We start from the raw sequence: 23558 nt of genomic DNA on the forward strand, positions 1-23558 counted from the left end.
TCAGGCGTTGCTTTAACGCACCCTCCGAATCGAATGTTGCCCCGCAAGGCGTCGAACCTGCCGCCCCATCCAGTGACATCGTACCCGATACCCGCGCCGCAAGTGTCTGGCTTAACGCCCTTTCTCCATCCCCCGACGTCCCGCCCGAACTTGCGGTACCCCCTGCCTCCCTGCTCGGACTACAGTGGTCATCACCGGCATTTTTGAACCAGGGATTTTTTCGATGGATAGCGTAACCCGTACATTTCTGCGCGCCGCCATGCGGCTGGACGAGTCGGCAGAGACATTCGACAGGGCACTCGAAGGGGTGCAGGCCACCCAGACCAAGCATGACGCCGCCCTCAAAAAACTGCTCGACCTCGTGAAAACGCACGAGACCAAGTGGGATCCGAAGGACCGCGCCGCGATGAACTCGCTCGGCGCCCGGCTGTCGGTGCACCGCCGCGCGCTCGACAAGCAACTCGCTCAACTGGGGCAGGAGCGCAAAGGCTATGCCCGCGAAAAGGCGGTCTTTGCCGAGATTTCGGACCTCTATGCCAGCCGCCTTGCCGCGCAAAGCACCACCGACGACATCCGGCAGACGCGCGAGGCCGGGCTGTGCCGGGTGGTCAACCGGCTGATCTATGACGGCTGGCCGATGCGGGCGAGCGGCGCGGTGCCGGACGTCGGGTTCGAAACGCCCAAGGGGAGCCACGGCTACATCACGCTGGATCTGCCGCGGTTCCTGAATTTCATGGTCGAACTGGACCGCCTGCTGGCCGCCGATCCGGACTTCGACGTGCCGGACGAGCGCTACAGACCCGTCCGGTACCTCGAGATCGGAAGCGGCCCGGGGCGCAACCTGATCATCGCCCGCGAGTCCCGCATCGTGAATTTCGAGTCGGTCTCGGGTTTTGACATAAACCCCGACCTCATCGAGCGCGGGCATCGGCTGGGACTCGAGACCGAGCTTTTCGTGGGCGACGCGCTGGAACAGGACTACGGCGGCTACGACGTGGTCTATTCCTTCCGCCCCTTCTCGGACATGGAACTGCAGGAACGGCTGGAGGCCCGCATGGTCGAGACGATGGACCAGGGGGCCTACATCATCGCGCCGTTGCCCTATGACCTCGACCTCTATCCCCAGACCCGCAGGGTGTCGGATACCGCCGAGATCTGGAAGAAGGTCGCCTGACCGGGGCGACCCGGCGTGGTTAATAACTGGCTAACAGGGATTATAATTCAATAAGTTAGCCCGAAAATGTTTCGCGCGCGAAACGGCTAACAGAAGGTTAACCCGTCAGTGAGGAGCGCCCGGCCCGCCCTCAGAAATCGATGGCCAGGCCCTTCTTCTCCCAGTCGCCGTAGCGCACCGGTTCGGGCCCGTCGCGGCCGCCGAGTTCCTTCGGCAGGGGCTCGGCTTTCGCCGCTGCCTTGCGGCGTTCCTCGGCCTCGGCCAGCGCGCGGATCGCGGCGGGGGGCAGGTCTTTACGCTCGGACTCGCTCATCATCGGCTTCCTTTGGCTGATCCCCCCTGATATACGCCCCTGTCCGCAGGGTACAAGCCGCGAGGGATCAAAGGTGAGCGACACCACAACAGACGCGAGACGCAGCGCGATTTACCTTCTCGACCAGGTGCTGGGCGAGCAGCGTCTCCTGTCCGAGTGCCTCGCCGCCGGTGCACTGGAACGGCTCGCGCCGCAGGACCGCGCCCGCGCGCAGCGCCTTGCCACCGAGACCCTGCGCGGCCTCGAACGGGCCGACCGCCTGTTGCAGCGCCACCTGCGCAAGGCCCCGCCGCTGACCGTGCGCAACGCCTTGCGTCTGGGCACGGTCGAACTGTGCCACGGCGAGGCCGCGCATGGCGTGGTCAACGCGATGGTCGAAATCGTCGGCAGCAACCGGCGCCACGGGGCGCTGAAGGGGCTGGTCAACGCCGTCCTGCGCAAGGTCGCCTCACAGGGGCCGGAGGCATGGCAAGCCCTGCGCATCCCGCGCCTGCCCAAGTGGCTGCGCAGCCCGCTGGTCGAAGCCTGGGGCGCAGGTCCCGTCACCGAGATGGAAAAGGCCCACTTCGCAGGCGCCCCGCTCGACATCACGCTCAAGCCCGGCATCGAGCCGGAGCTTCCGGGCGCCGAGTTGCTGCCGACCGGATCGCTGCGCATCGCCGGATCGGCGCAGGTCTCGGCGCTGCCGGGATTCGATGCAGGGGACTGGTGGGTGCAGGACGCCGCCGCTGCCCTGCCCGCCCGCATCCTCGCGCCCCGTCCGGGCGAGACCATCCTTGACCTCTGCGCGGCACCGGGCGGCAAGACGCTGCAACTGGCGGTCGCCGGGGCCGAGGTCACTGCGCTCGACATTTCCGAGGGGCGCATGGCACGGGTCAGGGAGAACCTCGCCCGCACCGCCCTCTCCGCCACCACAGTCGTCGGGGACGCGCTCGAACAGCAGGGGCTCTACGATGCCATCCTTCTCGACGCGCCCTGTTCGGCGACCGGCACGATCCGGCGTCACCCGGACCTGCCGCACGCCAAGGACGGCGCCGAGTTCGGCAGCCTGATCGAACTGCAGGCGCAGATGCTGGCCCACGCCTGGACCCTGCTGAAACCCGGCGGGCGACTGGTCTATTGCACCTGCTCGCTGCTGCCTGACGAGGGCGAGGTGCAGGTCGAGGAAGCGCTGGAGATGCACCCCGACATGCGCGCCGACCGCGCCGCACTGGGTCTGCCCGGGGTACACCCCTCATGGCTGACCGAGGAAGGCGGGTTGCGGCTGCGCCCCGACTACTGGCCCGAACGCGGTGGCATGGACGGCTTCTACATCGCCTGCCTGCGCAAGGACGGCTGACCCCTCAGATCAGCGGGCGGGTCATCGGGGTGCGGTCCGACCCGACCTCGGCCACCTCGCAGAGTTTCTCGTAGTCGAGCACCTTCAGCACGCCCTTCTTCCACTCGATGACGCCCTGCCCGCGCAGCGCCTTCAGCGTCTTGTTGGTATGCACCAGCGACAGACCTAGCGCATCCGCGAGGTCCTGCTGCTTGTAGGGCAGCGGCATCTCGCGGCCCTTGGTCATCTTCATCGCCCGCGCGCGGTCGTAGAGCCGCAGCAGCGCGCGCGCCACCCGCTCGATGCCGCCCATCTGCCCGAGGATGGCAAGGTTCTCGCCCAGCAGGTGCTCTTCGACCGCCGCCACCCATGTCAGATCATAAGCGCGCGCGGGGTGATCGCGGAACAGCGACCAGACCGCCTGACGGTTGAAGACGCAGAGGCGCATGGCCGTCGTGGCCTCCACCGAATGCTGCATCTCGCTCATCACGCCAGCCTGCAGTCCGATGAAATCGCCGGGCATGACAAAGTTGATCACCTGCCGCTCGCCACCCTCCAAGGTCTTGTAACGCAAGCCCATGCCTTCGAGCGGGGTGAACAGTTGGGGCGAGTTCGAGCCCTCCATCATCAGGAGCGTACCGGGCTGCACTTCCAGCTCTCCGGTCTTGAATTCCTGCATGTACTCGATTTCGCTCTCGGTCATCGGTTCAAAGATCGCATGGTCCCGAAGCGGGCAGTTTCTGCAGCTGATCGCCATCGCAATTAATCCCTCAAACATGTCACAGTTTAATGCGGCCGGGCGGTTTTCGTTCCACACAGGATGCAAATTCGAGTGATGTCATGCCAAGCCGTACAGACAATCATGGCTCGACGGCGCAAGCCGTCGCGCCGGTCTTTCTCGTGCTGGAACGGGATATGCTGATCGCCGAGGATATCGTCGACTCTCTCAGGTCCGATGGGCCGTGCAGAACGATCCACGTGAGCGACGCCGCCGATATCGCGATCAGCCTCGAACAGGAACCGTCGATCACCGCGGCCTTCCTGCAGATGCGGTACGGCCAGGTCCTTGCGACCGGGCTGCACGAACTTCTGTCGCTCAGGGGCGCGCTGATCATCCTGACCGTGGGCGAGGACGACGAGACGGCAGCCCGCGACCGGGGTTGGGGGATGCTGATCCGCCCCTTCACCGACCTGATGATCCGGGGGGCCCTGCCCCGGCGCGGCTAAGGCTGCCACAGCGTGAGGCGAACAGGGCGCCAATCCCTTCAGAACAGGCTAAACATCGGTGACTTGCGCGCCGCCCCTATGTATGCTGCCGCCAAAACGCCGGCAGAGCGTAAGGGGCAGCGGAGCGACGGCATGCGGAAATCGGGCGGTAAGGGAGGCGGCAGGACCATGTCGGCCAAGTGGACCCGGTTCCTGAACCGGCTCTATGCCCGCCTGTCACGCCGCCAGCGCGCCGCCGTCGGTTTCGTCTCGCAGCCCGAACCCCGCACCATCGGCAGCTTTGCCCGTGGTCGCCAGTTGGTTGCCGGAAACATCCTCTTCGCGGGCTACCTCGTCGAAAGCCCGACCACCGGCCTCTGGGAGGTCGACGCCCCCTCCGCCGCCTTCGAGAACGACCGTCAGGGCTTTGCCTGGCTCGACGATCTGGCCGCCGTCGGCGATCAGGCCGCGCGCGAGAAGGCGCAGCAATGGGTCTGGGGCTGGATCGAGGCGCATGGCAACGGAACCGGCCCCGGCTGGACACCGGACCTGACCGGGCGTCGGGTGATCCGCTGGATCAACCACGCGATCTTCCTGCTGCGCGGACAGGACAAGGCCGCATCGGATGCCTTCTACCGCTCGCTCGCCCGCCAGACGTGGTTCCTGTCAAAGCGCTGGCACGCCACCGCGCCGGGCGTCGCGCGGTTCGAGGCGCTCTGCGGGCTGATCTATGCCGGGCTCTCGCTCGAGGGGAAGGAAGAGCTGGCCGATCCGGCGGTCCGCGCGCTGTCGCAGGATTGCCGCAACCACATCGACGACCAAGGCGGCCTGCCCACGCGCAACCCAGAGGAGCTGCTCGACGTCTTCACCCTGCTGACCTGGACCATCGCCGCGCTGCACGAGGCCGGGCGCGGCGCGCCACAGGCGCAGACCGCCGCGGTCGAACGCATCGCGCCGACCCTGCGCGCGCTGCGCCATGCCGATGGCGGGCTTGCCCGGTTCCATGGCGGCGGACGGGGGCTCGAAGGGCGACTGGATCACGCGCTGGCGGCGAGCCACGTTAAGCCGCACCCCACCGCCGGGCTCTCGATGGGCTATGCCCGGCTCGCGGCGCGGCGCACCAGCATGGTGATCGACGCCAGCCCGCCCCCGCAGGGCCGTGCCTCGTGGAACGCCCATGCCTCCACCCTGGCCTTCGAGCTGACCTCGGGGCGGCGCCCGCTGATCGTGAACTGCGGCTCGGGCGTGTCCTTCGGCCGGGAATGGCGACGGGCCGGGCGCGCGACACCCTCGCACTCCACGCTCTGCATCGAGGGGTTCTCCAGCGGTCGGCTGATGCCGGTGGCCGAGGGCGAGGCCCCCGAGGCCCTGACCGAGACCCCGACCGACGTTCCGGTCGAGATCGTCGAGATCTCGGACGGCATGCGGTTCCAGGGCGGGCACGACGGTTACCGCCGCCACTTCGGGCTGACCCATGCCCGCACGCTGGAGCTCTCCTTCGACGGGCGCGGGCTCGCGGGAGAGGACATGCTGCTGGCGATGGAGTCGGGGGACAAGCGCAAGTTCGACAAGGCGCTGGACGCGACCAAGCTGCGTGGCATCGGCTTTGACATCCGCCTGCACCTGCACCCCGAGGTCGACGCCACTCTGGACCTGAGCGGCGCGGCCATCTCGATGGCGCTGAAGAGCGGCGAGATCTGGGTGTTCCGGCACGACGGCACCTGCACCCTCTCGCTGGAGCCGAGCGTCTACCTCGAGAACGGCCGCCTCAAGCCGAGGGCCAGCCGCCAGATCGTGCTGTCGGGCCTCGCCACCGATTACGCGACGCGGGTCAGGTGGTCGCTGGCCAAGGCGCACGAAACCGCCGTGGCCGTCCGCGATGTCCGCATGGACGAGGTGGACTACGGCGGCTGAGCTCAACGCGCCTCAGCGCCACTGCACGTCCCCGAGAAAGATGTAGCCCGCCCCGTAGATCGTCTTGATCAGGCGCGGGTTCTTCGGGTCCTCGCGCAGCTTGGTGCGCAGGCGCGAAATGCGCACGTCCATCGCCCGGTCGAAACTCTCGCCCGCCGCGCCGCCCAACGTCTCCTGCATCTGGGCCCGGCTGATCAGCCGCTTGGGGCTCTCGAGGAACAGCCGGAGCACCTCGCCCTCGGCATGGGAGAACGGCGTCTCGGCGCCCTTGTCGTCCTCGAGCGCGTAGCGGTCGAAATGGGCGATCCAGCCGTTGAACCGCGCGGTGTTGCCCGACCGCGCCGCCGGGCGGGCCGAGCGGATGCGCGCGCGGATGCGGGCGACGACCTCGGCCGGGTCGAAGGGCTTGGTGATGTAGTCGTCGGCCCCCAGTTCCAGACCGGTGATCCGGTCCTGCACCTGCGCGCGCCCCGAGATGATGATGACCGCCGCGCCCCGCTCCAGCGCCAGACGGTGCACCAGCGCCAGCCCGTCGGTATCGGGCAGCGACAGATCCACGAGGCAGACATCGGGCGTGACGTGCTTGAGCGCGGCCTCGAACTCGCGGGCGCGGGCAAAGCACTGGGTGCGAAAGCCCGCCTCCTCCAGAACCTCGGTCAGCATGTTTCGGATCTCGGCCTCGTCGTCGAGGATGGTCACGAGGGGCAGTGTCATTCAGCGGCTTTCATGCGCAGCAGGGCGCCAAGCTGGGCGGCGCCGAACGGCTTCTTCAGGACGGGAACGCGCGCGAGGGCGGCGCGGTGCAGCGGGTTGGTTTCCGGCAGCGAGGTCATCAGGATACAGGGCAGGCGCGAGCCGCTCAACCGGTCGAGCAGGTCGAGTCCGGTCGCCCCGCCCTGCAACTGGATGTCCGAGAGCATCAGCGCGATCTCGGGCAACGCGGCGGCGAGGGCCGCCGCCTCGTCGGCCGAGGTCGCCTCGATCACCGAGTAGCCGAACCCGATCAGCATGTCGCGGAACAGAGGCCGCAGCGACTCGCTGTCCTCGACCAGCAGGGCCATGCCACCCCCGGCACGCGGCGCGACCCGGTAGGGCAGCCGCAGCGTGACGCGGGCGCCCGACCGGGTGTTGTCGAGCCGCAGGTCGCCCCCGGCCAGCTTGACCGTGTCGTAGACCATCGAGAGCCCCAGCCCCGACCCTTCCCCGCCCTTGGTGGAGAAGAACGGCTCGACCGCCTTGTCCAGCGCCTCGGGGCTGAAGCCCGGCCCGGTATCCGTCACCTCGATGTCGATCCACGTCTTGCCGACCACATGGGCGTTGACGGTGATCTGGCCCGAGGTGCCGCAGGCGTCGCGGGCGTTCAGGATCAGGTTCAGCAGCGCGTCCTGCAACAGACCGGGGTCGAGCATGATGGGCGCGTCGGACAGGTTGTCGAGGATCGAGAGCCCCATCGCCTGCGGCAGGCTCGGCTCGGCCAGCACCCGGAGTTCGCGCAACAGCCCGTGCATGTCGGTCGCCTGTGGCCGGAGCGAGCGCTTACCGGTCATGTCCGCGATCCGGTTCAGCAGCCGACCGCCCCTGCGCGCGGCCGTGCGGGTGGCCTCGACCAGTTCGGCGGCCTCGTCCGGCAGCCCCATGCGCGCCAGCTTGCCCTGCATCCCGAGGATGATGGTCAGCAGGTTCGAGAAGTCATGCGCCAGCCCGCTGGTCAACTGGGCCGCCATCGCCCGCCGCCGCGACTGCTGCAGTGCGACTCGGGCCTGGGTCTCTTCGGTCACGTCCATCGACAGGATGTAGACGCCGCCGGAGCCATCTGGGGTCAGCGCCGCACGGATGCGACGGGAATCGTGGGTCTCGGTGAATTCGAAGGTCGAGTTCTCGCCCTCGTAGGCTGCGGCGAGGTAGGGCGCGATGCGGCTGTAGTTCACCGGCCCCAGAACCTCGGAAATCGGGCGCCCCATGATGTCGGAGGGCAGGCCCGGCATCACCGAGTTCAGGCGGCGGTTGGAGTAGATGTAGACTCCGTTGCAGTCGAGGTGAGCGATGTGCGCCGGCATCATCTCGGTCGTCATCCGGGTGCGGGCCTCGATCTCGGTCAGCTGGCGCTTGGTCTCTTCCAGCGCCGTGTTGGCCGCCGCCAGTTCGCGGTTGGCGGCCGAGAGCTCCTCGGCATGGGCGATCAGCTGGTCCGAGAGTTCAGCCGAGCGGCTGCGCAACAGTTCCTCGCTGCGCTTGGTGACGGAGATATCGGTATAGACGGTCACCCAGCCGCCTTCGGGCAGGGGCGACCCCTCGACCGAGATGGTATGGCCGTTCGACCGCGTCCGCTCCATGTAGTGCGGCTGGAAGGCACGGGCCTGTTCGACCCGGTCGCGCACGAAGGCCTCGACATCGTCGACCATCCCGTACTCGCCCGTGCGGGCAAGGTGCCGGATGGTCTCTTCGAAACTGGCGCCGGGCCGGGTCAGGTGCGCCGGCAGGTTGAACATCTTCTGGAACGGCAGGTTGCAGAGCCTGAGCCGCAGGTCCCCGTCATAGATCGACAGCGCCTGGGCGATCAGGTTGAGCCCGGCGGTCATCAGCGCCTTGTTCTGTTGTTCGGATGACGCCACCCGCTGCCTCCCCCTTCGGTCGGTCAATTCTTTTGCCGAGGGCCGGAAAATGTCCAGCCGACATCGCCCCGGACGATCCCGATTGCCCTGCCACGGGGCAAGCTGTAAGTCCAGATTGCCCCGACATTAAGTCCAGCATACGGTCGCACCATGTCAATCTCGGTCGAAACCTTCTTCCTGGCGCCTGACGGTCAGGGCACGCTGCAGGCGCAGATCCAGCAGATGGTGGCCCAGGGTATCCTGACCGGCCGGTTTCACCGGGGCGAAAAGCTGCCCTCGTCGCGGCGGCTGGCACAGCACCTCGGGGTCAGCCGCATTACTGTGACGCTCGCCTATACCGAGCTGCTGGCCAACGACTACCTCACCTCGCGCGGGCGATCGGGCTATTACGTGTCCGAGAACGCGCCGGTGCCCCCGGTCTACGACCCGACGCCCCAGAGCGAGGACAACGTCGACTGGTCCCGCGCCATCACCCGAACCTTTACCGGGGGCGATACCCCCAAGAAGCCGCTGGACTGGAACCGCTACCGCTATCCCTTCATCTACGGGCAGGTCGATCCGACGCTGTTCGACCACGCCAATTGGCGGCTCTGCGCGATGCAGGCGCTGGGGGCCAAGAACTTCTCGTCGCTGACCTCGGACCTCTACGATCAGGACGATCCGCTGTTGCTGGAGTTCATCGCCCGCCACACGCTGCCCCGGCGCGGCATAACCGCCCGGCCCTCCGAGATCCTGATCACCATGGGGGCGCAGAACGCGCTGTGGATCACCGCGCGGCTGCTGTTGAACCGGCGCCGCAGCGCGGCTTTCGAGGACCCCTGCTATCATTCGCAGCGCGACCTGCTGACCCATATGCGGTGCGCCATGACACCGATCCGGGTGGATGGCGACGGCCTCCCGCCCGAGGCGATTCCGGCCGGGACCGACGTGGTCTTCTGCACCCCGAGCCACCAGTCGCCAACGACGGCGACCATGCCGATGCAGCGGCGGCGGGCGCTGCTGGACCGCGCGCGGGCCCTGAACGCGCTGATCGTCGAGGACGACTACGAGTTCGAGATGGCCTTCCTCGGCGCGCCCTATCCGGCGCTGAAGTCGATGGACCGGGACGGGCGGGTGATCTACGTCGGCTCCTTCTCCAAGTCGCTCTTCCCCGGTCTCCGGCTGGGCTATCTGGTCGGGTCCGAGCCCTTCATCCGCGAGGCGCGCGCGCTGCGGGCGTCGATGCTGCGCCACCCGCCGGGGCATATCCAGCGGACGGCAGCCTATTTCCTGTCGCTTGGGCACTATGACGCCCAGATCCGGCGGATGTCGGATGCGCTCCATGTCCGCCGCAAGGCGCTGGAGGCCGCGGTCGCCCGGCATGGCCTGAGCATCGCGGGGCGCGGGGTCTATGGCGGCTCCTCGCTCTGGATGCGCGCGCCCGAGCAGGTGGATACCGACCAGCTGGCCGAACAGCTCAAGGCCGTGGGCGTGCTGATCGAACCGGGGGCTGCCTTTTTCGCGGGCGACGCGCGGCCGAAGAATTTCTACCGGCTGGGCTACTCCTCGATCCCGGAAAGCCGCATCGACGGGGGGATTGCGCGCATTGCCGAGACCATCAGGACGCACTGGACTTAATCCAGCCGTCCGTCTGGCCCTATCGGCTGCGCCGCTCCCCGCCGTATTCAGTGGGCAACATGGCCAGAGCCCGGACCCCGGGCCGGCCGCCTCATGCCCCTGGGAGACATTCCGATGAAAATGACCACCGAAGAAGCCTTTGTGAAAACGCTGCAAAGGCACGGAATCGAACATGCCTTCGGCATCATCGGTTCCGCCTTCATGCCCATCTCGGACCTGTTCCCCAAGGCCGGGATCACCTTCTGGGACTGTGCCCACGAAGGCTCGGGCGGGATGATGGCCGACGGCTACACCCGCGCGTCCGGCAAGATGAGCATGATGATCGCGCAGAACGGCCCGGGCATCACCAACTTCGTGACCGCGGTCAAGACCGCCTACTGGAACCACACCCCGCTGCTGCTGGTCACCCCGCAGGCGGCGAACAAGACCATGGGCCAGGGCGGCTTCCAGGAGGTCGAGCAGATGAAGCTGTTCGAGGACATGGTCGCCTATCAGGAAGAAGTGCGCGACCCCTCGCGCGTGGCGGAAGTGCTGAACCGGGTGATCCTGCAGGCCAAGCGCGCCTCGGCCCCGGCCCAGATCAACATGCCGCGTGATTACTGGACGCAGGTGATCGACATCGAGATCCCCGAGGTCGTCGAGTTCGAGCGCCCCTCGGGCGGTGAGACCGCCCTCGACAAGGCCGCCGCGCTGCTGAGCGAGGCGAAACACCCGGTGATCCTGAACGGCGCGGGCGTGGTGCTGGCCGGGGCGATCCCGGCGACGATGGAACTGGCCGAGCGGCTGACCGCGCCGGTCTGCGTGGGCTACCAGCACAACGACGCCTTCCCCGGCTCGCACCCGCTGTTCGCCGGGCCGCTGGGCTACAACGGGTCCAAGGCCGGGATGGAGCTGATCAAGGAGGCCGACGTGGTGCTGTGCCTCGGCACCCGCCTGAACCCCTTCTCGACCCTGCCGGGCTACGGGATGGAATACTGGCCCGCGAACGCCAAGATCATCCAGGTCGACATCAACCCCGACCGCATCGGCCTGACCAAGAAGGTCACCGTCGGCATCGTGGGCGACGCCAAGAAAGTGGCCGAGGGCATCCTTGCCCGTCTGGCCGAGGGCGCGGGTGACACGGGCCGCGACGCGCGCAAGGCGAAGATCGCGCAGACCAAGTCGGCCTGGGCGCAGCAGCTTTCGAGCATGGACCACGAGGACGACGATCCGGGCACCAACTGGAACGACCGCGCCCGCAAGGCCAAGCCGGAGTGGATGAGCCCCCGCATGGCATGGCGCGCGATCCAGTCGGCGCTGCCGAAGGAAGCGATCATCTCTTCCGACATCGGCAACAACTGCGCCATCGGCAACGCCTACCCCTCGTTCGAGGAAGGCCGGAAGTACCTGGCCCCCGGCCTGTTCGGCCCCTGCGGCTATGGCCTGCCCGCGATCATCGGCGCCAAGATCGGCTGCCCGGACGTGCCGGTCGTCGGCTTCTCGGGCGACGGGGCCTTTGGCATCGCCGTGACCGAGCTGACCGCCATCGCCCGCAGCGAGTGGCCGCCGATCACCATGGTCGTCTTCCGCAACTACCAGTGGGGCGCGGAGAAGCGGAACTCGACGCTGTGGTACGACGACAACTTCGTCGGCACCGAGCTGTCGGACGACGTGACCTATGCCGGGATCGCCCGGGCCTGCGGCCTGCAGGGCGTGCAGGCGCAGACCATGGAGCAGCTGACCGAGGCGCTGAACAAGGCGATCACCGACCAGATGGAGAACGGCAAGACCACGCTGATCGAGGCGCTGATCAACCAGGAACTGGGCGAGCCCTTCCGCCGCGACGCGATGAAGAAGCCCGTTGCGGTGGCAGGCATCGACCCGGCGGACATGCGCAAGCAGGTGGTCTGAGGTTCGGCGAGGCCCCGGCTCGAGGCCGGGGCGTGGCGCCTGACGAGCGCTCCGGCTCAGGACCGGGGCGTGGTGCCTGACGAGGCCCCGGCTCGGGGCCGGGGCGTGAAACATCATAAACGCCCCGGCCTCGAGCCGGGGCCCCGTGCCAAAACCAGAACCATTTCCCCTTATCTGTACCCACCCAAAGAAAACATTTTACATATTTACGATTACCGAGAACACTGGACCGGAACCGCCACGAGGCACCATGCCACCGAAGCAACCGCAGCTCGACACGTCACCCAGGGTCTCGGACGAGATCCGCAGAACGACCTGTTACATGTGCGCCTGCCGGTGCGGGATCAACGTTCACCTCAAGAGCGGCAAGGTCGCCTATATCGAGGGCAACCGTGACCACCCGGTGAACAAGGGCGTGCTCTGCGCCAAGGGCAGTGCCGGGATCATGCAGGTCAACGCCCCCTCGCGCCTGCGCGCGCCGCTGAAGCGGGTCGGGCCGCGCGGCTCGGGCGCCTTCGAGGAGATCAGCTGGGACGAGGCGCTGGAGATCGCCACCGGCTGGCTGAAACCGCTGCGCGAGAGCGCGCCGGAGAAGCTGGCCTTTTTCACCGGGCGCGACCAGTCGCAGAGCTTTACCAGTTTCTGGGCGCAGGAGTTCGGCACCCCGAACTATGCCGCGCACGGCGGGTTCTGCTCGGTCAACATGGCGACGGCAGGCATCTACACCATGGGCGGCGCCTTCTGGGAGTTCGGGCAGCCCGACTGGGATCACACCAAGCTGTTCCTGCTGTTCGGTGTCGCCGAGGACCATGACAGCAACCCGATCAAGATGGGCATCGGCAAGATCAAGGCGCGCGGGGCGCGGGTGATCGGGGTGAACCCGGTCCGCACCGGCTACAACGCGGTGGCGGACGAATGGGTCGGGATCACGCCTGGAACCGACGGGCTGTTCATCCTGTCGCTGATCCACGTGCTGATGAAGGCCGGCAAGATCGACCTCGACTACCTTGCCCGCTACACCAACGCCCCGGTGCTGCTGAACTCCGACCGCGCCTCGCCCGACTACGGGCTGTTCCTGCGCGACGAGGCCGGCAAGCCGCTGGTCATCGACCGGGTGACCGGCCAGCCGACCGCCTTTGACACGCCGGGCGTCCGCCCCTCGCTCTCGGCGACATGGGAGAGGTATGGGATCGCCCATCGCCCCGTGTTCCACGCGATGGCCGAGCGCTATCTCGCGCCGGAGTACGCCCCCGAGGCCGTGGCCGAGCGCTGCGGGATCCCTGCGGGCCGGATCCGCGCCATCGCCGCCGAAATCGCGCGCGTCGCCTTTGACGAGGCCATCGAGCTTGACCGACCCTGGACCGATTTCCGGGGCGAACGGCACGACAAGATGGTCGGCCGCCCGGTAAGCTTTCACGCCATGCGGGGAATCTCGGCCCATTCCAACGGGTTCCAGACCTGCCGCGCCCTGCATGTGCTGCAGATCCTGCTGGGGGCGGTGGAAACGCCCGGCGGCTTCCGCTTCAAGCCACCCTACCCCAAGCCCGCGCACGCCCATCCCAAGCCCCATTGCGGCACCCAGCCGGGCCACCCGCTGAACGGCCCGCACCTCGGCTTCGTGCAGGGGCCCGAAGATCTCGCGCTGAAGGATGACGGCAGCCCGGCACGGATCGACAAGGCCTTTACCTGGGAAAACCCGATGTCGGCCCACGGGCTGATGCACATGGTGATCTCGAATGCCCACGCGGGCGATCCCTACCGGATCGACTCGCTGTTCCTCTATATGGCGAACATGTCGTGGAACTCGTCCATGAACACCTCGGGCACCATGAAGATGCTGACCGACACGGACGAGAACGGCGATTACGTGATCCCCCGGATCATCTATTCCGACGCCTATGCCTCAGAGATGGTCGCCTATGCCGACCTCGTGCTGCCCGATACCACCTACCTCGAACGGCATGACTGCATCTCGCTGCTCGACCGCCCGATCTGCGAGGCCGACGCGGCGGCGGACGCGATCCGCTGGCCGGTGATCGAACCCGACCGGGATGTGCGCGGGTTTCAGTCGGTGCTGTGCGACCTCGGCGCGCGGCTGGGGCTGAAAGGCTTCACCAAGGAAGACGGCAGCGCCAAGTTCGCCGATTACGCCGACTACATCGTGCATCACCAGCGCCGCCCCGGGATCGGGCCGCTCGCCGGATGGCGCAGCACCGGCACCGGTCGCGGCGATGCGCCCGAGGACCAGATCCAGCGCTATATCGACAACGGCGGGTTCTGGCTGCGCCACGTTCCCGAGGAGGCCGCCTATTTCAAGCCGTGGAACGCCGGGTACCAGGACTGGGCGGTCGAAACCGGGTTCTACGACGCGCCGCAGCCTTACCTGTTCCAGCTCTACGTCGAACCGCTGCGCCGGTTTCAGCGCGCCGCCGAGGGGCACGGAGAGCGCCAGCCGCCCGACCATCTGCGTGCGCAGATCCGGGAGAAGCTGGACCCCCTGCCGCTTTGGTACGAGGACGGGACCGCGAGCGACGCCTATCCGGTGCGCGCCCTCACCCAGCGCCCGATGGCGATGTACCACAGCTGGGGCAGCCAGAACGCCTGGCTGCGGCAACTGCACGGGCGCAACCCGCTTTACGTGCCGACCCGGCTGATGCGCGAGCACGCTCTGGCCGACGGCGACTGGGTCCGCGTCAGCTCGGCCCACGGCGAAATCACCGTGCCAGTGATGGAGATGGCGGCGCTGAACCCGAACACCGTCTGGACCTGGAACGCCATCGGCAAGCGCAAGGGCGCCTGGGCCCTGGACGAGGGCGCGCCGGAGGCCACCGAAGGTTTCCTGCTGAACCACCTGATCCACGAACTGCTGCCCGAGAAGGGCGACGGACAGCGCTGGTCGAACTCGGACCCGGTGACCGGACAGGCCGCATGGTTCGACCTCCGGGTCAGGCTGGAGAAGGTGGCGGCGCCGGTCGAGAGCCAGCCGGCCCATCCGCCGATCACCTCGCCCGTCGGCAAGGGGCCGCGAACGCTGGCATGGAAGGTGGGCAAATGAACGATACGCGTACGCAAGAGTTTCCGGGAAACTCTCGACCCGGCCAAAGGCGGCAACCCAGGAACGGGGCCCTGTCGTGACCGAACTGCCCAAATCCACCGACCGCAAGCTGGGCCTCGTGATCGACCTCGACACCTGCGTCGGCTGCCATGCCTGCGTGATCTCCTGCAAGGGCTGGAACACCGAGAACTACGGCGCGCCGCTGTCCGACCAGGAGCCCTATGGCGCCGATCCCTCCGGCACCTTCCTGAACCGGGTCCATTCCTACGAGGTGCAGCCCGAGAGCGGCGCGGCCCAGCTGATCCACTTTCCCAAGTCCTGCCTGCATTGCGAGGACGCGCCCTGTGTCACCGTCTGCCCGACCGGCGCCAGCTACAAGCGGGTCGAGGATGGCATCGTTCTGGTGAACGAGAGCGACTGCATCGGCTGCGGCCTCTGCGCCTGGGCCTGCCCCTACGGCGCGCGCGAGATGGATCAGGCGGCGAAGGTGATGAAGAAATGCACCCTTTGCGTCGACCGCATCTATAACGAGAACCTGCCCGAGGAAGACCGGGTGCCCGCCTGCGTGCGCACCTGCCCCGCGGGCGCGCGCCACTTTGGCGATTTCGCCGACCCGGAGAGCAATGTCTCGCGCCTGAGTGCAGAGCGGGGCGGCATGGCGCTGATGCCGGAACAGGGCACCCTGCCCGTCAACCGCTACCTGCCGCCGCGCCCCAAGGACCGGATCGGCGAGGAGATCGACGTGCTGGCGCCTCTGCTGGCCCCGGTGGCCGAGGAACCGACCGGGTTCCTCGCCTGGCTCGACCGGACGCTGGAGAAGCTCTGAAATGCATCCGGCCCCTTCCGTCATCGCCTTTACCACGCTCTCGAGCCTTGGCTTCGGCCTGCTGTTCTGGCTCGGCCTCGGCTTTCCCCCGGTCACGGGCTGGGTCGCCTTCACCTTCTTCGTGCTGGCCTACCTGCTGGCGGTGGGCGGGCTGCTGGCCTCGACCTTCCACCTCGGTCATCCGGAACGCGCGCTCAAGGCCTTTATCCAATGGCGGAGCAGCTGGCTCAGCCGCGAGGCCTGGACCTCGCTCGCCGCGCTGCTGGTCATGGCCGCCTTCGGCGCCGGGCTGGTATTCGCCGCGACCGCGCTGGTGCCGCTCGGCTGGCTCGGGGCGGTGCTGAGCATCGGCACCGTTCTCACCACGTCGATGATCTACACCCAGTTGCGGACCGTGCCGCGCTGGCACCAGTTGCTGACGCCGGTGCTGTTCCTCAGCTTTGCCCTTGCCGGGGGCAGCCTGCTGGCGGGGATGGTCCACCTCGCGCCATGGCTGCTGGCGGCGGCCGGGATCGTGCAACTGGCCCACTGGTACCTGGGCGACAGCGCGCTGGCGCGCTCCGGCACCGATCTGGCCACTGCCACCGGCCTTGGCGCGCCGGGGCGTATCCGCGCCTTCGAACCGCCCCACACCGGGCCGAACTACCTCACGCGCGAACTGGTCTTCGTGATCGGCCGCAAACATGCGCGCAAGCTGCGCGTGATCGCACTGGTGCTGCTCTCGGTTCTGCCGATCCTCCTGCTCCTTTTGCCGTTCCACCATGTCCTCGCGGCCCTCGCCGTGCTGAGCCACCTCGCCGGAGCCGCCTGCTCGCGCTGGCTCTTCTTCGCCGAGGCCGAGCATGTGGTCGGCCTCTATTACGGCAAACGCTAGGCGCGGGGCGCCACGCGGCCCGGAAAACGCCGCCCCGCTCGCGGCATCGCTTGCAGCGCTTCGGCCAACCGGCTAACGCTTCGTCAATGACCGAGATTTTCCTGCGGACACTGCCCTTTTTCGCGATCATCGCGCTCGGCTTCTGGGCCGGCTATGTCCGTTTCTTCACCGAACAGGCCACCGCCTACCTCACCAAGTTCGTCTTCTTCTTCGCGCTCTCGGCGATGCTGTTCCGCTTTGCCGCGAACCTGAACTTCGCCGAGGTCTTTGATGCGCGGCTGATCGGCGGCTACCTCTTCGGCTGCGCCATCGTCTATTGCATCGCCACTGTCGTTGCCTTCCTGCGCAAGCTCGACATGCAGACCGCCGCGGTCGAGGCGCAATGCGCGGTGATCGGCAACACTGGCTTCCTTGGCCTGCCGATGTTCGTGATGCTCTTCGGCGAGGCCTCGATCGGGCCGATGATGATGGTGCTGGCCACCGACCTCATCGTGTTCTCCAGCCTGATCGTGATCCTCGTGCACGCCGGGCGCGACCGCCGGATGAGCCCGGCGGTGTTCCGCACCATCGGCCTCGGGCTGCTGAAGAACCCGATGATCGTCGCCATCTCGGCGGGGCTGCTCTGGTCGGCCTTCAAGGTGCCGATCCCGACGCCGATGAACGACTTTCTCAGCATCCTCGGCGGCGCCTCCACCCCCGGCGCGCTGTTCGCCATCGGGGCCTCGCTGGCGGGCAAGTCGGCCGAGCGGGTGCAGGTCGCGGGCTGGCTGACCTTCTGCAAGCTGGTGCTGCACCCCGCCTTCGTCGCCATCGGCGTGCTGCTGGTCTTCCCGCTCGATCCCTATACCGCGACCGTGGTGGTCGCCGGCGCGGCGCTGCCGGTCGCGGGCAATGTCTACATGCTGGCCCAGCACTACGGCATCGCACCGCACCGGGTCTCGGCGGCGATCCTGTTTTCCACCGCGCTCAGCATCCTGACCGTGCCGCTGGTCATCGCCTGGGTCGGCGGCTGATCCATCTCTTATCTGCAAATACTCCCGCCGGAGGCTCCCGCCCTTTACGCCCGAGCCTGGGCCGGTTAGCCAAGTGCCAAAGCCCACGCTTCGCCCACCCAAGGAGATCCCGTGATGAAAACCCTTTCCGAGAACACCTGTTTCGGTGGCGTACAGGGGGTCTATTCCCATGCCTCCGACGCCTGCAGCTGCGACATGACCTTCGGACTGTTCCTGCCCGAAGAGGCCCGCGACGGCCCGGTGCCGCTGCTCTGGTACCTCTCCGGCCTGACCTGCACCCACGAGAATGCCATGACCAAGGCCGGTGCCCAGATGTGGGCCGCCGAGCAGGGCATCGGGCTCGTCTTCCCGGATACCTCGCCGCGCGGCGAGGACGTGGCCGACGACGAGGCCTATGACCTCGGCAAGGGCGCCGGTTTCTACGTGAACGCGACCGAGACCCCCTGGGCACCGCATTTCCGCATGTGGGACTACGTGGCCGAGGAACTGCCCGCGCTGCTGGCCGAGCACTTCGCCATCGACCCCGAGCGCCAGTCGATCACCGGGCACTCGATGGGCGGACACGGCGCGCTGACGCTGGCGATGAACCTGCCGGGCCGCTACCGCTCGGTCTCGGCCTTCGCGCCGATCTCGAACCCGACCGGGTCGGACTGGGGCCGCAAGCAGCTGACCGCCTACCTCGGCAGCGATGAAAGCACCTGGGCACGGCATGACGCCTCGCTGGTGATGAAAGACAAGGGCTTTGACGGGCCCGTACTGGTCGACACCGGCACCAAGGACCAGTTCATCGACCTGCTGAAGCCCGAAGCGCTGGCCGCCGCCGTGGCAGAACGCCGCCAGCAGGCGACCCTGCGCCTGCAGCCGGGCTATGACCACAGCTACTTCTTCGTCTCGACCTTCATGGAAGATCACGTGACCTTCCACGCCAACGCGCTCTGGGCCTGAGGGCGGTGACCGCGCTCTACATCGATGCCGACGCCTGTCCGGTCAAGGCCGAGGCCGAGCGCGTGGCCACGCGCCACCGGCTGAAGATGTTCGTTGTCTCGAACGGCGGCATCCGGCCCTCGGCCAACCCGCTGGTCGAGACGGTGATCGTCGCCAGCGGTGCGGACGAGGCCGACAAGTGGATCGCCGAGCGCTGCGGGCCGGGCGATGTGGTGGTGACCGGTGACATCCCGCTGGCCGCCAAATGCGTCGAGGCCGGGGCCCGCGTGCTGCGCCACAACGGCGAGGCGTTTACCGCGAAGAACATCGGCCAGCAGCTTGCCATGCGCGATCTGATGGCAGACATGCGCGCCGCCAATCCGCTTAACCAGGGCGGCGGTGGCAGGGCCTTTACAAAGGCCGATCGCTCCCGTTTCTTGGATGCGCTCGAGCGCGAGATAAGGGCGGCGGGACGGCAGTAACACATGGGGCGGACGCCAGGTCTTTTCGAAGGGATCTGACGGAATTCTTTCAGGAATTTTGACCCCGAGAGCAGGATAGGACAGGCATGAGACCAGAGGCAGTGATCTTCGACATCGGCAACGTGCTGATCGAATGGCAGCCCGAACGCTTCTACGACGCGCAGATCGGCGAGGCGCGGCGGCGCGCCATGTTCTCCTCGGTCGATCTGCACGGCATGAACGACAAGGTGGACCTCGGTCACAACTTCACCGAGACGATCTATGGCACAGCCGAGGAGTACCCGGAGTTCCGCGAGGAGATCCGGATGTGGCACGACCGCTGGATCGAACTGGCCACCCCGGTCATCGACCGGTCGCTGCGGCTGATGAAGGCTCTGAAATCCAATGGCGTGCCGGTCTTTTCGCTGACCAACTTCGGGATCCAGAGCTTCGACTACGCCGCGACGCACTACCCCTTCCTGCTGGAATTCGACCGGCCCTACATCTCGGGGCACATGAAGGTGATCAAGCCGAACCCGGTGATCTACCAGATGGTCGAGGAGGACTGCGGGATCGCGCCGGGCGCGCTGCTGTTCACCGACGACCGCGCCGACAACATTGCCGCCGCTGCCGCGCGCGGCTGGCAGACCCACCATTTTCAGGGCCCCGAGGGACTGGCCGCACGCCTTGTTTCCGAAGGACTTCTGACCGAAGAGGAAGCCGCATGACCGTTCCCGTCATCCCGTTCGCCGAAGCCGAGGCGCTGCTTGACTGGATCGCCTTCACCGAGGCGCTGGCCGCCGGGCACAAGCTGCCCAAGGCCGAGATTGACGATACCTTCCTCTATCGCGGCAAGGACACGCTGCTGTCGCGCGCGGCCTGGATCGACGGCATGGGGCTGGCGGTGAAATCGGCCACCGTGTTCCCCGGCAACCCGGACAAGGGCAAGCCGATGGTCAACGGCGGCGTCTGCCTCTACTCCGACAGTGACGGGATGCTGGAGGCGATCGTCGACTTCCACCTCGTGACCAAGTGGAAGACGGCGGGCGACAGCCTGCTGGGCGCCCTGCGACTGGCCCGCCCCGAGAGCGAGAAGGTTCTGATCGTGGGCGCGGGAACGGTCGGCAAGTCGCTGTGCCAGGCCTTTGGCGCGGGCTTTCCCAACGCCACGCAGTCGATCTGGAACCGCACCATCTCGAAGGCGCATGACCTTGCCAACGAGATGGGCAACGTCTCGGTCGCCGAGGATCTGGAAGCGGCGGTACGGGAGGCCGACATCATCGTGTCGGCGACCATGTCCTCCGAGCCGGTGATCAAGGGCGACTGGCTGCGCCCCGGCCAGCACCTGAACCTGATCGGCGCCTATCGTCCCGACATGCGCGAGACCGACGACACCGCACTGCAACGGTCGAAAGTCTATGTCGACAGCTTCGACACCACGCTGGACCACATCGGCGAGCTCAAGATCCCGCTGGCCGAGGGCGTCATCGAGCGCGGGCACGTCCTGGCCGATTTCTACGGGATCGACGGGTTCGAGACCGGCGGCGCCGAGGACATCACGCTGTTCAAGAACGGCGGCGGTGCGCACCTCGACTTGATGACGGGCCGCTACATCCTCGACTGCTGGCAGGCCGCGCGCCAGAGCTGGAACGACACCAACCTCGACGGCTAGCGCCGCTCAGGCGGCCAGCGGTGCGGGGGTGTTCGGCTTCTCCCGCACCGGCAGGTGCACGATGGCGCTGAAGGCGCCGACGCCCACGCCGATCCACCAGACCAGGGTGTAGTCGCCGTAGATGTCGTACATCCGGCCACCCAGCCAGACCCCGATGAAGCTGCCGATCTGGTGGCTGAGGAAGACGAAGCCGTAGAGCGTGCCCATGTAGCGCAGGCCGTAGAGGTGCGCGACGAGACCCGAGGTCAGCGGCACGGTGGCGAGCCAGAGCGAGCCCATGACGGCCGAGAAGATCAGCACGCTGCCCGGGGTGATCGGCATCAGGATGAACACCGCCGCGGCAATGGTGCGCCCGGTGTAGATGGCCGCCAGCAGGTACTTCTTGGAATAACGCTTGCCCAGCCAACCGGCGAGCAGGGTTCCCCCGATGTTGGCCACGCCGATCATCGAGAGCGAGACCGCACCCAGTGCCGAGGTCGAGGTGATGCCTATGCTGTGGAGGATGCCACCGGGCAGCAGCGGGCCACACATCTCGGCGACCATGGCCGGGAAGTGGGCGGTCACGAAGGCCAACTGGTAGCCACAAGAGAAGAAGCCCATGAAGATCATCGCGTAGGACGGATCGCGGAAGGCGCGCATCACGACGGTGCCCATGCTCTCTTCCAGCTCGGCCTTGGAGGCTGCCTCGGGGGCGCGCATGAAGGGCAGCAGCAGAATCGAGCACAGGATGACGACGGCGAAGACCATGAAAGTCTGCTGCCATGTCATGAAGCCCAGCATCCATTCGGCCACCGGGGCGCCGAAGACCTGACCGCCGCTGCCTGCGGCAGAGACGATGGCGAGCGACATCGAGCGGTTCTCGTCCGAGGCGGCACGACCCACCACCGCGAGGATCACGCCGAACCCGGTGCCGGCGACGCCGAAGCCCACCAGCCAGGCGTAGAGCTGGTGTTCGAGCGGGGTCGTGGACCAGGCCGAGAGGACAAGCCCGGCGGCATAGAGCAGCGCGCCCATGACGATGGCGCGGCGGTCGCCGATCTTCTCCGCGATGGCGCCGAAGAGGGGCTGACCGATACCCCAAGCGAGGTTCTGGATGGCGATGGCCAGCGAGAACTCGGACCTGAGCCAGTGGAACTCTTCGGCGATCGGGATCTGGAACACGCCGAACGAGGAGCGCACCGCGAAGCTCAGCAGGATGATGAGGCTGCCGGTGATCAGCACCGGCGTGAAGAGCGAGGCGGAACGGGTCATGATGGCTGTCCTAATGGGGTTCGCGCATAATCCCGGATTTTGCAACGCGACGTCAATTCACCTGTTGTGAAGTTAATGATCATGATTGGTGATGAATTCCTGGGCAGATCGCAAAAGCCAAGCAGCCGCGCTGCCTTGGCTCCATTCGCCATTCATCCCGCCCCATCGTCATGTTAACGAGGCGCTGCGAAAAACCGAGATCAGATGACCACGATTACCGAGATATACGACCGCAAGGCCGCCGAAGGCAGCCTCACCCGGGATTCGGCGCAGGAGGCCGTGCTGGGCGAATTCGAACGAATTCGCTCGGAACTGGCCAAGCCCGTCAAGCGCGGATTGTTCCGCAAGGCGCCCGAGCCGCCCAAGGGCCTGTACCTCTGGGGTGGCGTCGGGCGCGGCAAGTCGATGCTGATGGACCTCTTTGTCGAGAGCCTTGGCGACATTCCGGCCCGGCGGGTGCACTTCCACGCCTTCATGCAGGAAATCCACGCCGGGATGCACAAGGCGCGCCAGCAGGGCGTGACCGATGCGCTGAAGCCCGTGGTGGCGGACGTGATCGCATCGGTCCGGGTGCTGGCCTTTGACGAGATGCAGATCACCGACATCACCGACGCGATGATCGTCGGCCGGCTGTTCGAGGCCCTCTTCGCCGCCGGGGTGGTCGTGGTCACCACCTCGAACCGCGTGCCGGGCGACCTTTACAAGAACGGGCTGAACCGACAGCTGTTCCTGCCCTTCATCGCCCTCATCGAGGAGAAGATGGTGGTGCGCGAGCTGGCCAGCCCGCGCGATTACCGGCAGGATCGGCTGGAGGGCGCGCAGGTCTACTTCTCGCCGGTGAACCCCGAGACCCGCGCCGAGGTCGAGGCGATCTGGCAGGACCTCACGCAGGGCGTGGCCGAGCCGCTGGTGCTGGTGGTGCAGAAGCGCGAGGTCGAACTGCCAGCGTTTCGCAACGGCGTGGCACGGGCCCGGTTCTACGATCTCTGCGGCAAGCCGCTGGGCCCGGCGGACTACCTCGCCATCGCCGACGCGGTGCGCGTCCTGATCCTCGAGGACATCCCGCGGCTGTCGCGGTCCAACTTCAACGAGGCCAAGCGTTTCGTCACGCTGATCGACGCGCTCTACGAGGCGAAGGTCCGCCTGATCGCATCGGCAGCGGCGGAACCGGACTACCTCTACGTTGAAGGTGAAGGCACGTTCGAATTCGAGCGGACGGCCTCACGCCTGCGCGAGATGCAGGACAAGGACTGGGGCAGATAGGCCGAGAGCCATGCGACCAGCGCAATCGGGGTTTGCCTTGTCCGGGACGCCGGACGAGCGGATTTTCGCATGACGTGCGCGTAAACGCGCCAGAATTCGCCATAATAATAAACGCTTCGGCGAAATCATGCTCACAACAAAAGCATGATGTGAACATGTAAATTGCAAGCCTACC

The 23558-nt window shown here is 67.0% G+C and carries 20 protein-coding genes; 15 read left to right on the forward strand and 5 right to left on the reverse strand.

The window, feature by feature from the left end; translation table 11 throughout:
* Window positions 1-223: 223 nt before the first annotated feature.
* Window positions 224-1174: a class I SAM-dependent methyltransferase gene (locus DDT93_RS07220; protein ID WP_109465137.1), complete on the forward strand. Its 951-nt coding sequence runs from the start codon at window positions 224-226 to the stop codon at window positions 1172-1174.
* Between the two features lie 130 nt (window positions 1175-1304).
* On the opposite strand, the gene DDT93_RS07225 is transcribed toward DDT93_RS07220, so the two are convergent.
* Window positions 1305-1487, reverse strand: a complete 183-nt coding sequence (locus DDT93_RS07225; RefSeq protein WP_109465773.1) for a DUF1674 domain-containing protein — start codon at window positions 1485-1487, stop codon at window positions 1305-1307.
* A 73-nt stretch (window positions 1488-1560) separates the two neighbouring features.
* On the opposite strand from DDT93_RS07225, the gene DDT93_RS07230 reads away from it, so the two are divergent.
* Window positions 1561-2826: an RsmB/NOP family class I SAM-dependent RNA methyltransferase gene (locus DDT93_RS07230; protein WP_109465138.1), complete on the forward strand. Its 1266-nt coding sequence runs from the start codon at window positions 1561-1563 to the stop codon at window positions 2824-2826.
* A 4-nt stretch (window positions 2827-2830) separates the two neighbouring features.
* Here DDT93_RS07230 and DDT93_RS07235 read toward each other — a convergent pair whose 3' ends face one another.
* Complete coding sequence (locus tag DDT93_RS07235; protein WP_109465139.1) at window positions 2831-3562, reverse strand: Crp/Fnr family transcriptional regulator; 732 nt, start codon at window positions 3560-3562, stop codon at window positions 2831-2833.
* Window positions 3563-3645: 83 nt separating this feature from the next.
* Between DDT93_RS07235 and DDT93_RS07240 the strand changes: the two genes are divergently transcribed.
* Together DDT93_RS07240 and DDT93_RS07245 are read left to right on the forward strand one after the other, a co-directional pair.
* Entirely contained in the window at window positions 3646-4032 is a 387-nt protein-coding gene (locus DDT93_RS07240; RefSeq protein ID WP_109465140.1) for a hypothetical protein, read from the forward strand.
* A 168-nt stretch (window positions 4033-4200) separates the two neighbouring features.
* Entirely contained in the window at window positions 4201-5925 is a 1725-nt protein-coding gene (locus tag DDT93_RS07245; protein WP_109465141.1) for a heparinase II/III family protein, read from the forward strand.
* A gap of 12 nt (window positions 5926-5937) precedes the next feature.
* Here the strand turns inward: DDT93_RS07245 and DDT93_RS07250 are convergent, their stop codons facing one another.
* Together DDT93_RS07250 and DDT93_RS07255 are read right to left on the reverse strand one after the other, a co-directional pair.
* Window positions 5938-6639, reverse strand: a complete 702-nt coding sequence (locus DDT93_RS07250) for a response regulator transcription factor (RefSeq protein WP_109465142.1) — start codon at window positions 6637-6639, stop codon at window positions 5938-5940.
* Window positions 6636-8504 (reverse strand): PAS-domain containing protein, encoded by a 1869-nt coding sequence (locus tag DDT93_RS07255; protein ID WP_109465774.1) that lies wholly within the window; start codon window positions 8502-8504, stop codon window positions 6636-6638. Before DDT93_RS07255 ends, DDT93_RS07250 begins: the two co-directional genes overlap by 4 nt.
* 183 nt (window positions 8505-8687) lie before the next feature.
* On the opposite strand from DDT93_RS07255, the gene pdxR reads away from it, so the two are divergent.
* The 10 genes from pdxR to DDT93_RS07305 all read left to right on the forward strand — a co-directional run bounded on the left by pdxR (window position 8688) and on the right by DDT93_RS07305 (window position 20869).
* Complete coding sequence (gene pdxR / locus DDT93_RS07260) at window positions 8688-10154, forward strand: MocR-like pyridoxine biosynthesis transcription factor PdxR (RefSeq protein WP_109465143.1); 1467 nt, start codon at window positions 8688-8690, stop codon at window positions 10152-10154.
* A 114-nt stretch (window positions 10155-10268) separates the two neighbouring features.
* A complete protein-coding gene (gene xsc, locus DDT93_RS07265) occupies window positions 10269-12044 on the forward strand; it encodes a sulfoacetaldehyde acetyltransferase (protein ID WP_109465144.1) in 1776 nt (591 codons plus the stop codon).
* A 250-nt stretch (window positions 12045-12294) separates the two neighbouring features.
* Entirely contained in the window at window positions 12295-15099 is a 2805-nt protein-coding gene (locus DDT93_RS07270; RefSeq protein WP_109465145.1) for a molybdopterin oxidoreductase family protein, read from the forward strand.
* Between the two features lie 76 nt (window positions 15100-15175).
* On the forward strand, window positions 15176-15925 hold the full coding sequence (locus DDT93_RS07275) for a 4Fe-4S dicluster domain-containing protein (protein WP_109465146.1): 750 nt from the start codon (window positions 15176-15178) through the stop codon (window positions 15923-15925).
* A 1-nt stretch (window position 15926) separates the two neighbouring features.
* Window positions 15927-16799: a dimethyl sulfoxide reductase anchor subunit family protein gene (locus DDT93_RS07280; protein ID WP_109465147.1), complete on the forward strand. Its 873-nt coding sequence runs from the start codon at window positions 15927-15929 to the stop codon at window positions 16797-16799.
* Window positions 16800-16885: 86 nt separating this feature from the next.
* On the forward strand, window positions 16886-17812 hold the full coding sequence (locus tag DDT93_RS07285; RefSeq protein ID WP_109465148.1) for an AEC family transporter: 927 nt from the start codon (window positions 16886-16888) through the stop codon (window positions 17810-17812).
* A gap of 114 nt (window positions 17813-17926) precedes the next feature.
* Entirely contained in the window at window positions 17927-18757 is an 831-nt protein-coding gene (gene fghA / locus DDT93_RS07290) for an S-formylglutathione hydrolase (protein WP_109465149.1), read from the forward strand.
* Between the two features lie 5 nt (window positions 18758-18762).
* On the forward strand, window positions 18763-19218 hold the full coding sequence (locus DDT93_RS07295) for a YaiI/YqxD family protein (RefSeq protein ID WP_109465150.1): 456 nt from the start codon (window positions 18763-18765) through the stop codon (window positions 19216-19218).
* 86 nt (window positions 19219-19304) lie between these two features.
* A complete protein-coding gene (locus DDT93_RS07300) occupies window positions 19305-19925 on the forward strand; it encodes an HAD family hydrolase (protein ID WP_109465151.1) in 621 nt (206 codons plus the stop codon).
* On the forward strand, window positions 19922-20869 hold the full coding sequence (locus DDT93_RS07305) for an ornithine cyclodeaminase family protein (protein WP_109465152.1): 948 nt from the start codon (window positions 19922-19924) through the stop codon (window positions 20867-20869). The genes DDT93_RS07300 and DDT93_RS07305 overlap by 4 nt, the downstream gene beginning before the upstream one ends.
* Before the next feature lie 6 nt (window positions 20870-20875).
* On the opposite strand, the gene DDT93_RS07310 is transcribed toward DDT93_RS07305, so the two are convergent.
* Complete coding sequence (locus DDT93_RS07310; RefSeq protein WP_109465153.1) at window positions 20876-22120, reverse strand: MFS transporter; 1245 nt, start codon at window positions 22118-22120, stop codon at window positions 20876-20878.
* Between the two features lie 204 nt (window positions 22121-22324).
* Between DDT93_RS07310 and zapE the strand changes: the two genes are divergently transcribed.
* Window positions 22325-23383, forward strand: coding sequence for a cell division protein ZapE (zapE, locus tag DDT93_RS07315; protein WP_109465154.1), 1059 nt, complete (start codon window positions 22325-22327; stop codon window positions 23381-23383).
* Window positions 23384-23558 lie beyond the last annotated feature (175 nt).

Source organism: Albibacillus kandeliae, assembly GCF_003116585.1.
GTDB classification, from domain to species: Bacteria; Pseudomonadota; Alphaproteobacteria; order Rhodobacterales; family Rhodobacteraceae; genus Albibacillus; species Albibacillus kandeliae.

What these genes read in the sequence shown, in the direction of transcription:
- DDT93_RS07270 (WP_109465145.1), top strand. Translation starts at nt 12,295, where the DNA reads ATGCCACCGAAGCAACCGCAGCTCGACACGTCACCCAGGGTCTCGGAC.
- DDT93_RS07235 (WP_109465139.1), bottom strand. Translation starts at nt 3,562, where the DNA reads ATGGCGATCAGCTGCAGAAACTGCCCGCTTCGGGACCATGCGATCTTT.
- DDT93_RS07255 (WP_109465774.1), bottom strand. Translation starts at nt 8,504, where the DNA reads ATGACCGCCGGGCTCAACCTGATCGCCCAGGCGCTGTCGATCTATGAC.
- DDT93_RS07225 (WP_109465773.1), bottom strand. Translation starts at nt 1,487, where the DNA reads ATGAGCGAGTCCGAGCGTAAAGACCTGCCCCCCGCCGCGATCCGCGCG.
- fghA (WP_109465149.1), top strand. Translation starts at nt 17,927, where the DNA reads ATGAAAACCCTTTCCGAGAACACCTGTTTCGGTGGCGTACAGGGGGTC.
- DDT93_RS07280 (WP_109465147.1), top strand. Translation starts at nt 15,927, where the DNA reads ATGCATCCGGCCCCTTCCGTCATCGCCTTTACCACGCTCTCGAGCCTT.
- pdxR (WP_109465143.1), top strand. Translation starts at nt 8,688, where the DNA reads ATGTCAATCTCGGTCGAAACCTTCTTCCTGGCGCCTGACGGTCAGGGC.
- DDT93_RS07300 (WP_109465151.1), top strand. Translation starts at nt 19,305, where the DNA reads ATGAGACCAGAGGCAGTGATCTTCGACATCGGCAACGTGCTGATCGAA.
- xsc (WP_109465144.1), top strand. Translation starts at nt 10,269, where the DNA reads ATGAAAATGACCACCGAAGAAGCCTTTGTGAAAACGCTGCAAAGGCAC.
- DDT93_RS07250 (WP_109465142.1), bottom strand. Translation starts at nt 6,639, where the DNA reads ATGACACTGCCCCTCGTGACCATCCTCGACGACGAGGCCGAGATCCGA.
- DDT93_RS07285 (WP_109465148.1), top strand. Translation starts at nt 16,886, where the DNA reads ATGACCGAGATTTTCCTGCGGACACTGCCCTTTTTCGCGATCATCGCG.
- DDT93_RS07245 (WP_109465141.1), top strand. Translation starts at nt 4,201, where the DNA reads ATGTCGGCCAAGTGGACCCGGTTCCTGAACCGGCTCTATGCCCGCCTG.
- DDT93_RS07240 (WP_109465140.1), top strand. Translation starts at nt 3,646, where the DNA reads ATGCCAAGCCGTACAGACAATCATGGCTCGACGGCGCAAGCCGTCGCG.
- DDT93_RS07220 (WP_109465137.1), top strand. Translation starts at nt 224, where the DNA reads ATGGATAGCGTAACCCGTACATTTCTGCGCGCCGCCATGCGGCTGGAC.
- zapE (WP_109465154.1), top strand. Translation starts at nt 22,325, where the DNA reads ATGACCACGATTACCGAGATATACGACCGCAAGGCCGCCGAAGGCAGC.
- DDT93_RS07310 (WP_109465153.1), bottom strand. Translation starts at nt 22,120, where the DNA reads ATGACCCGTTCCGCCTCGCTCTTCACGCCGGTGCTGATCACCGGCAGC.
- DDT93_RS07305 (WP_109465152.1), top strand. Translation starts at nt 19,922, where the DNA reads ATGACCGTTCCCGTCATCCCGTTCGCCGAAGCCGAGGCGCTGCTTGAC.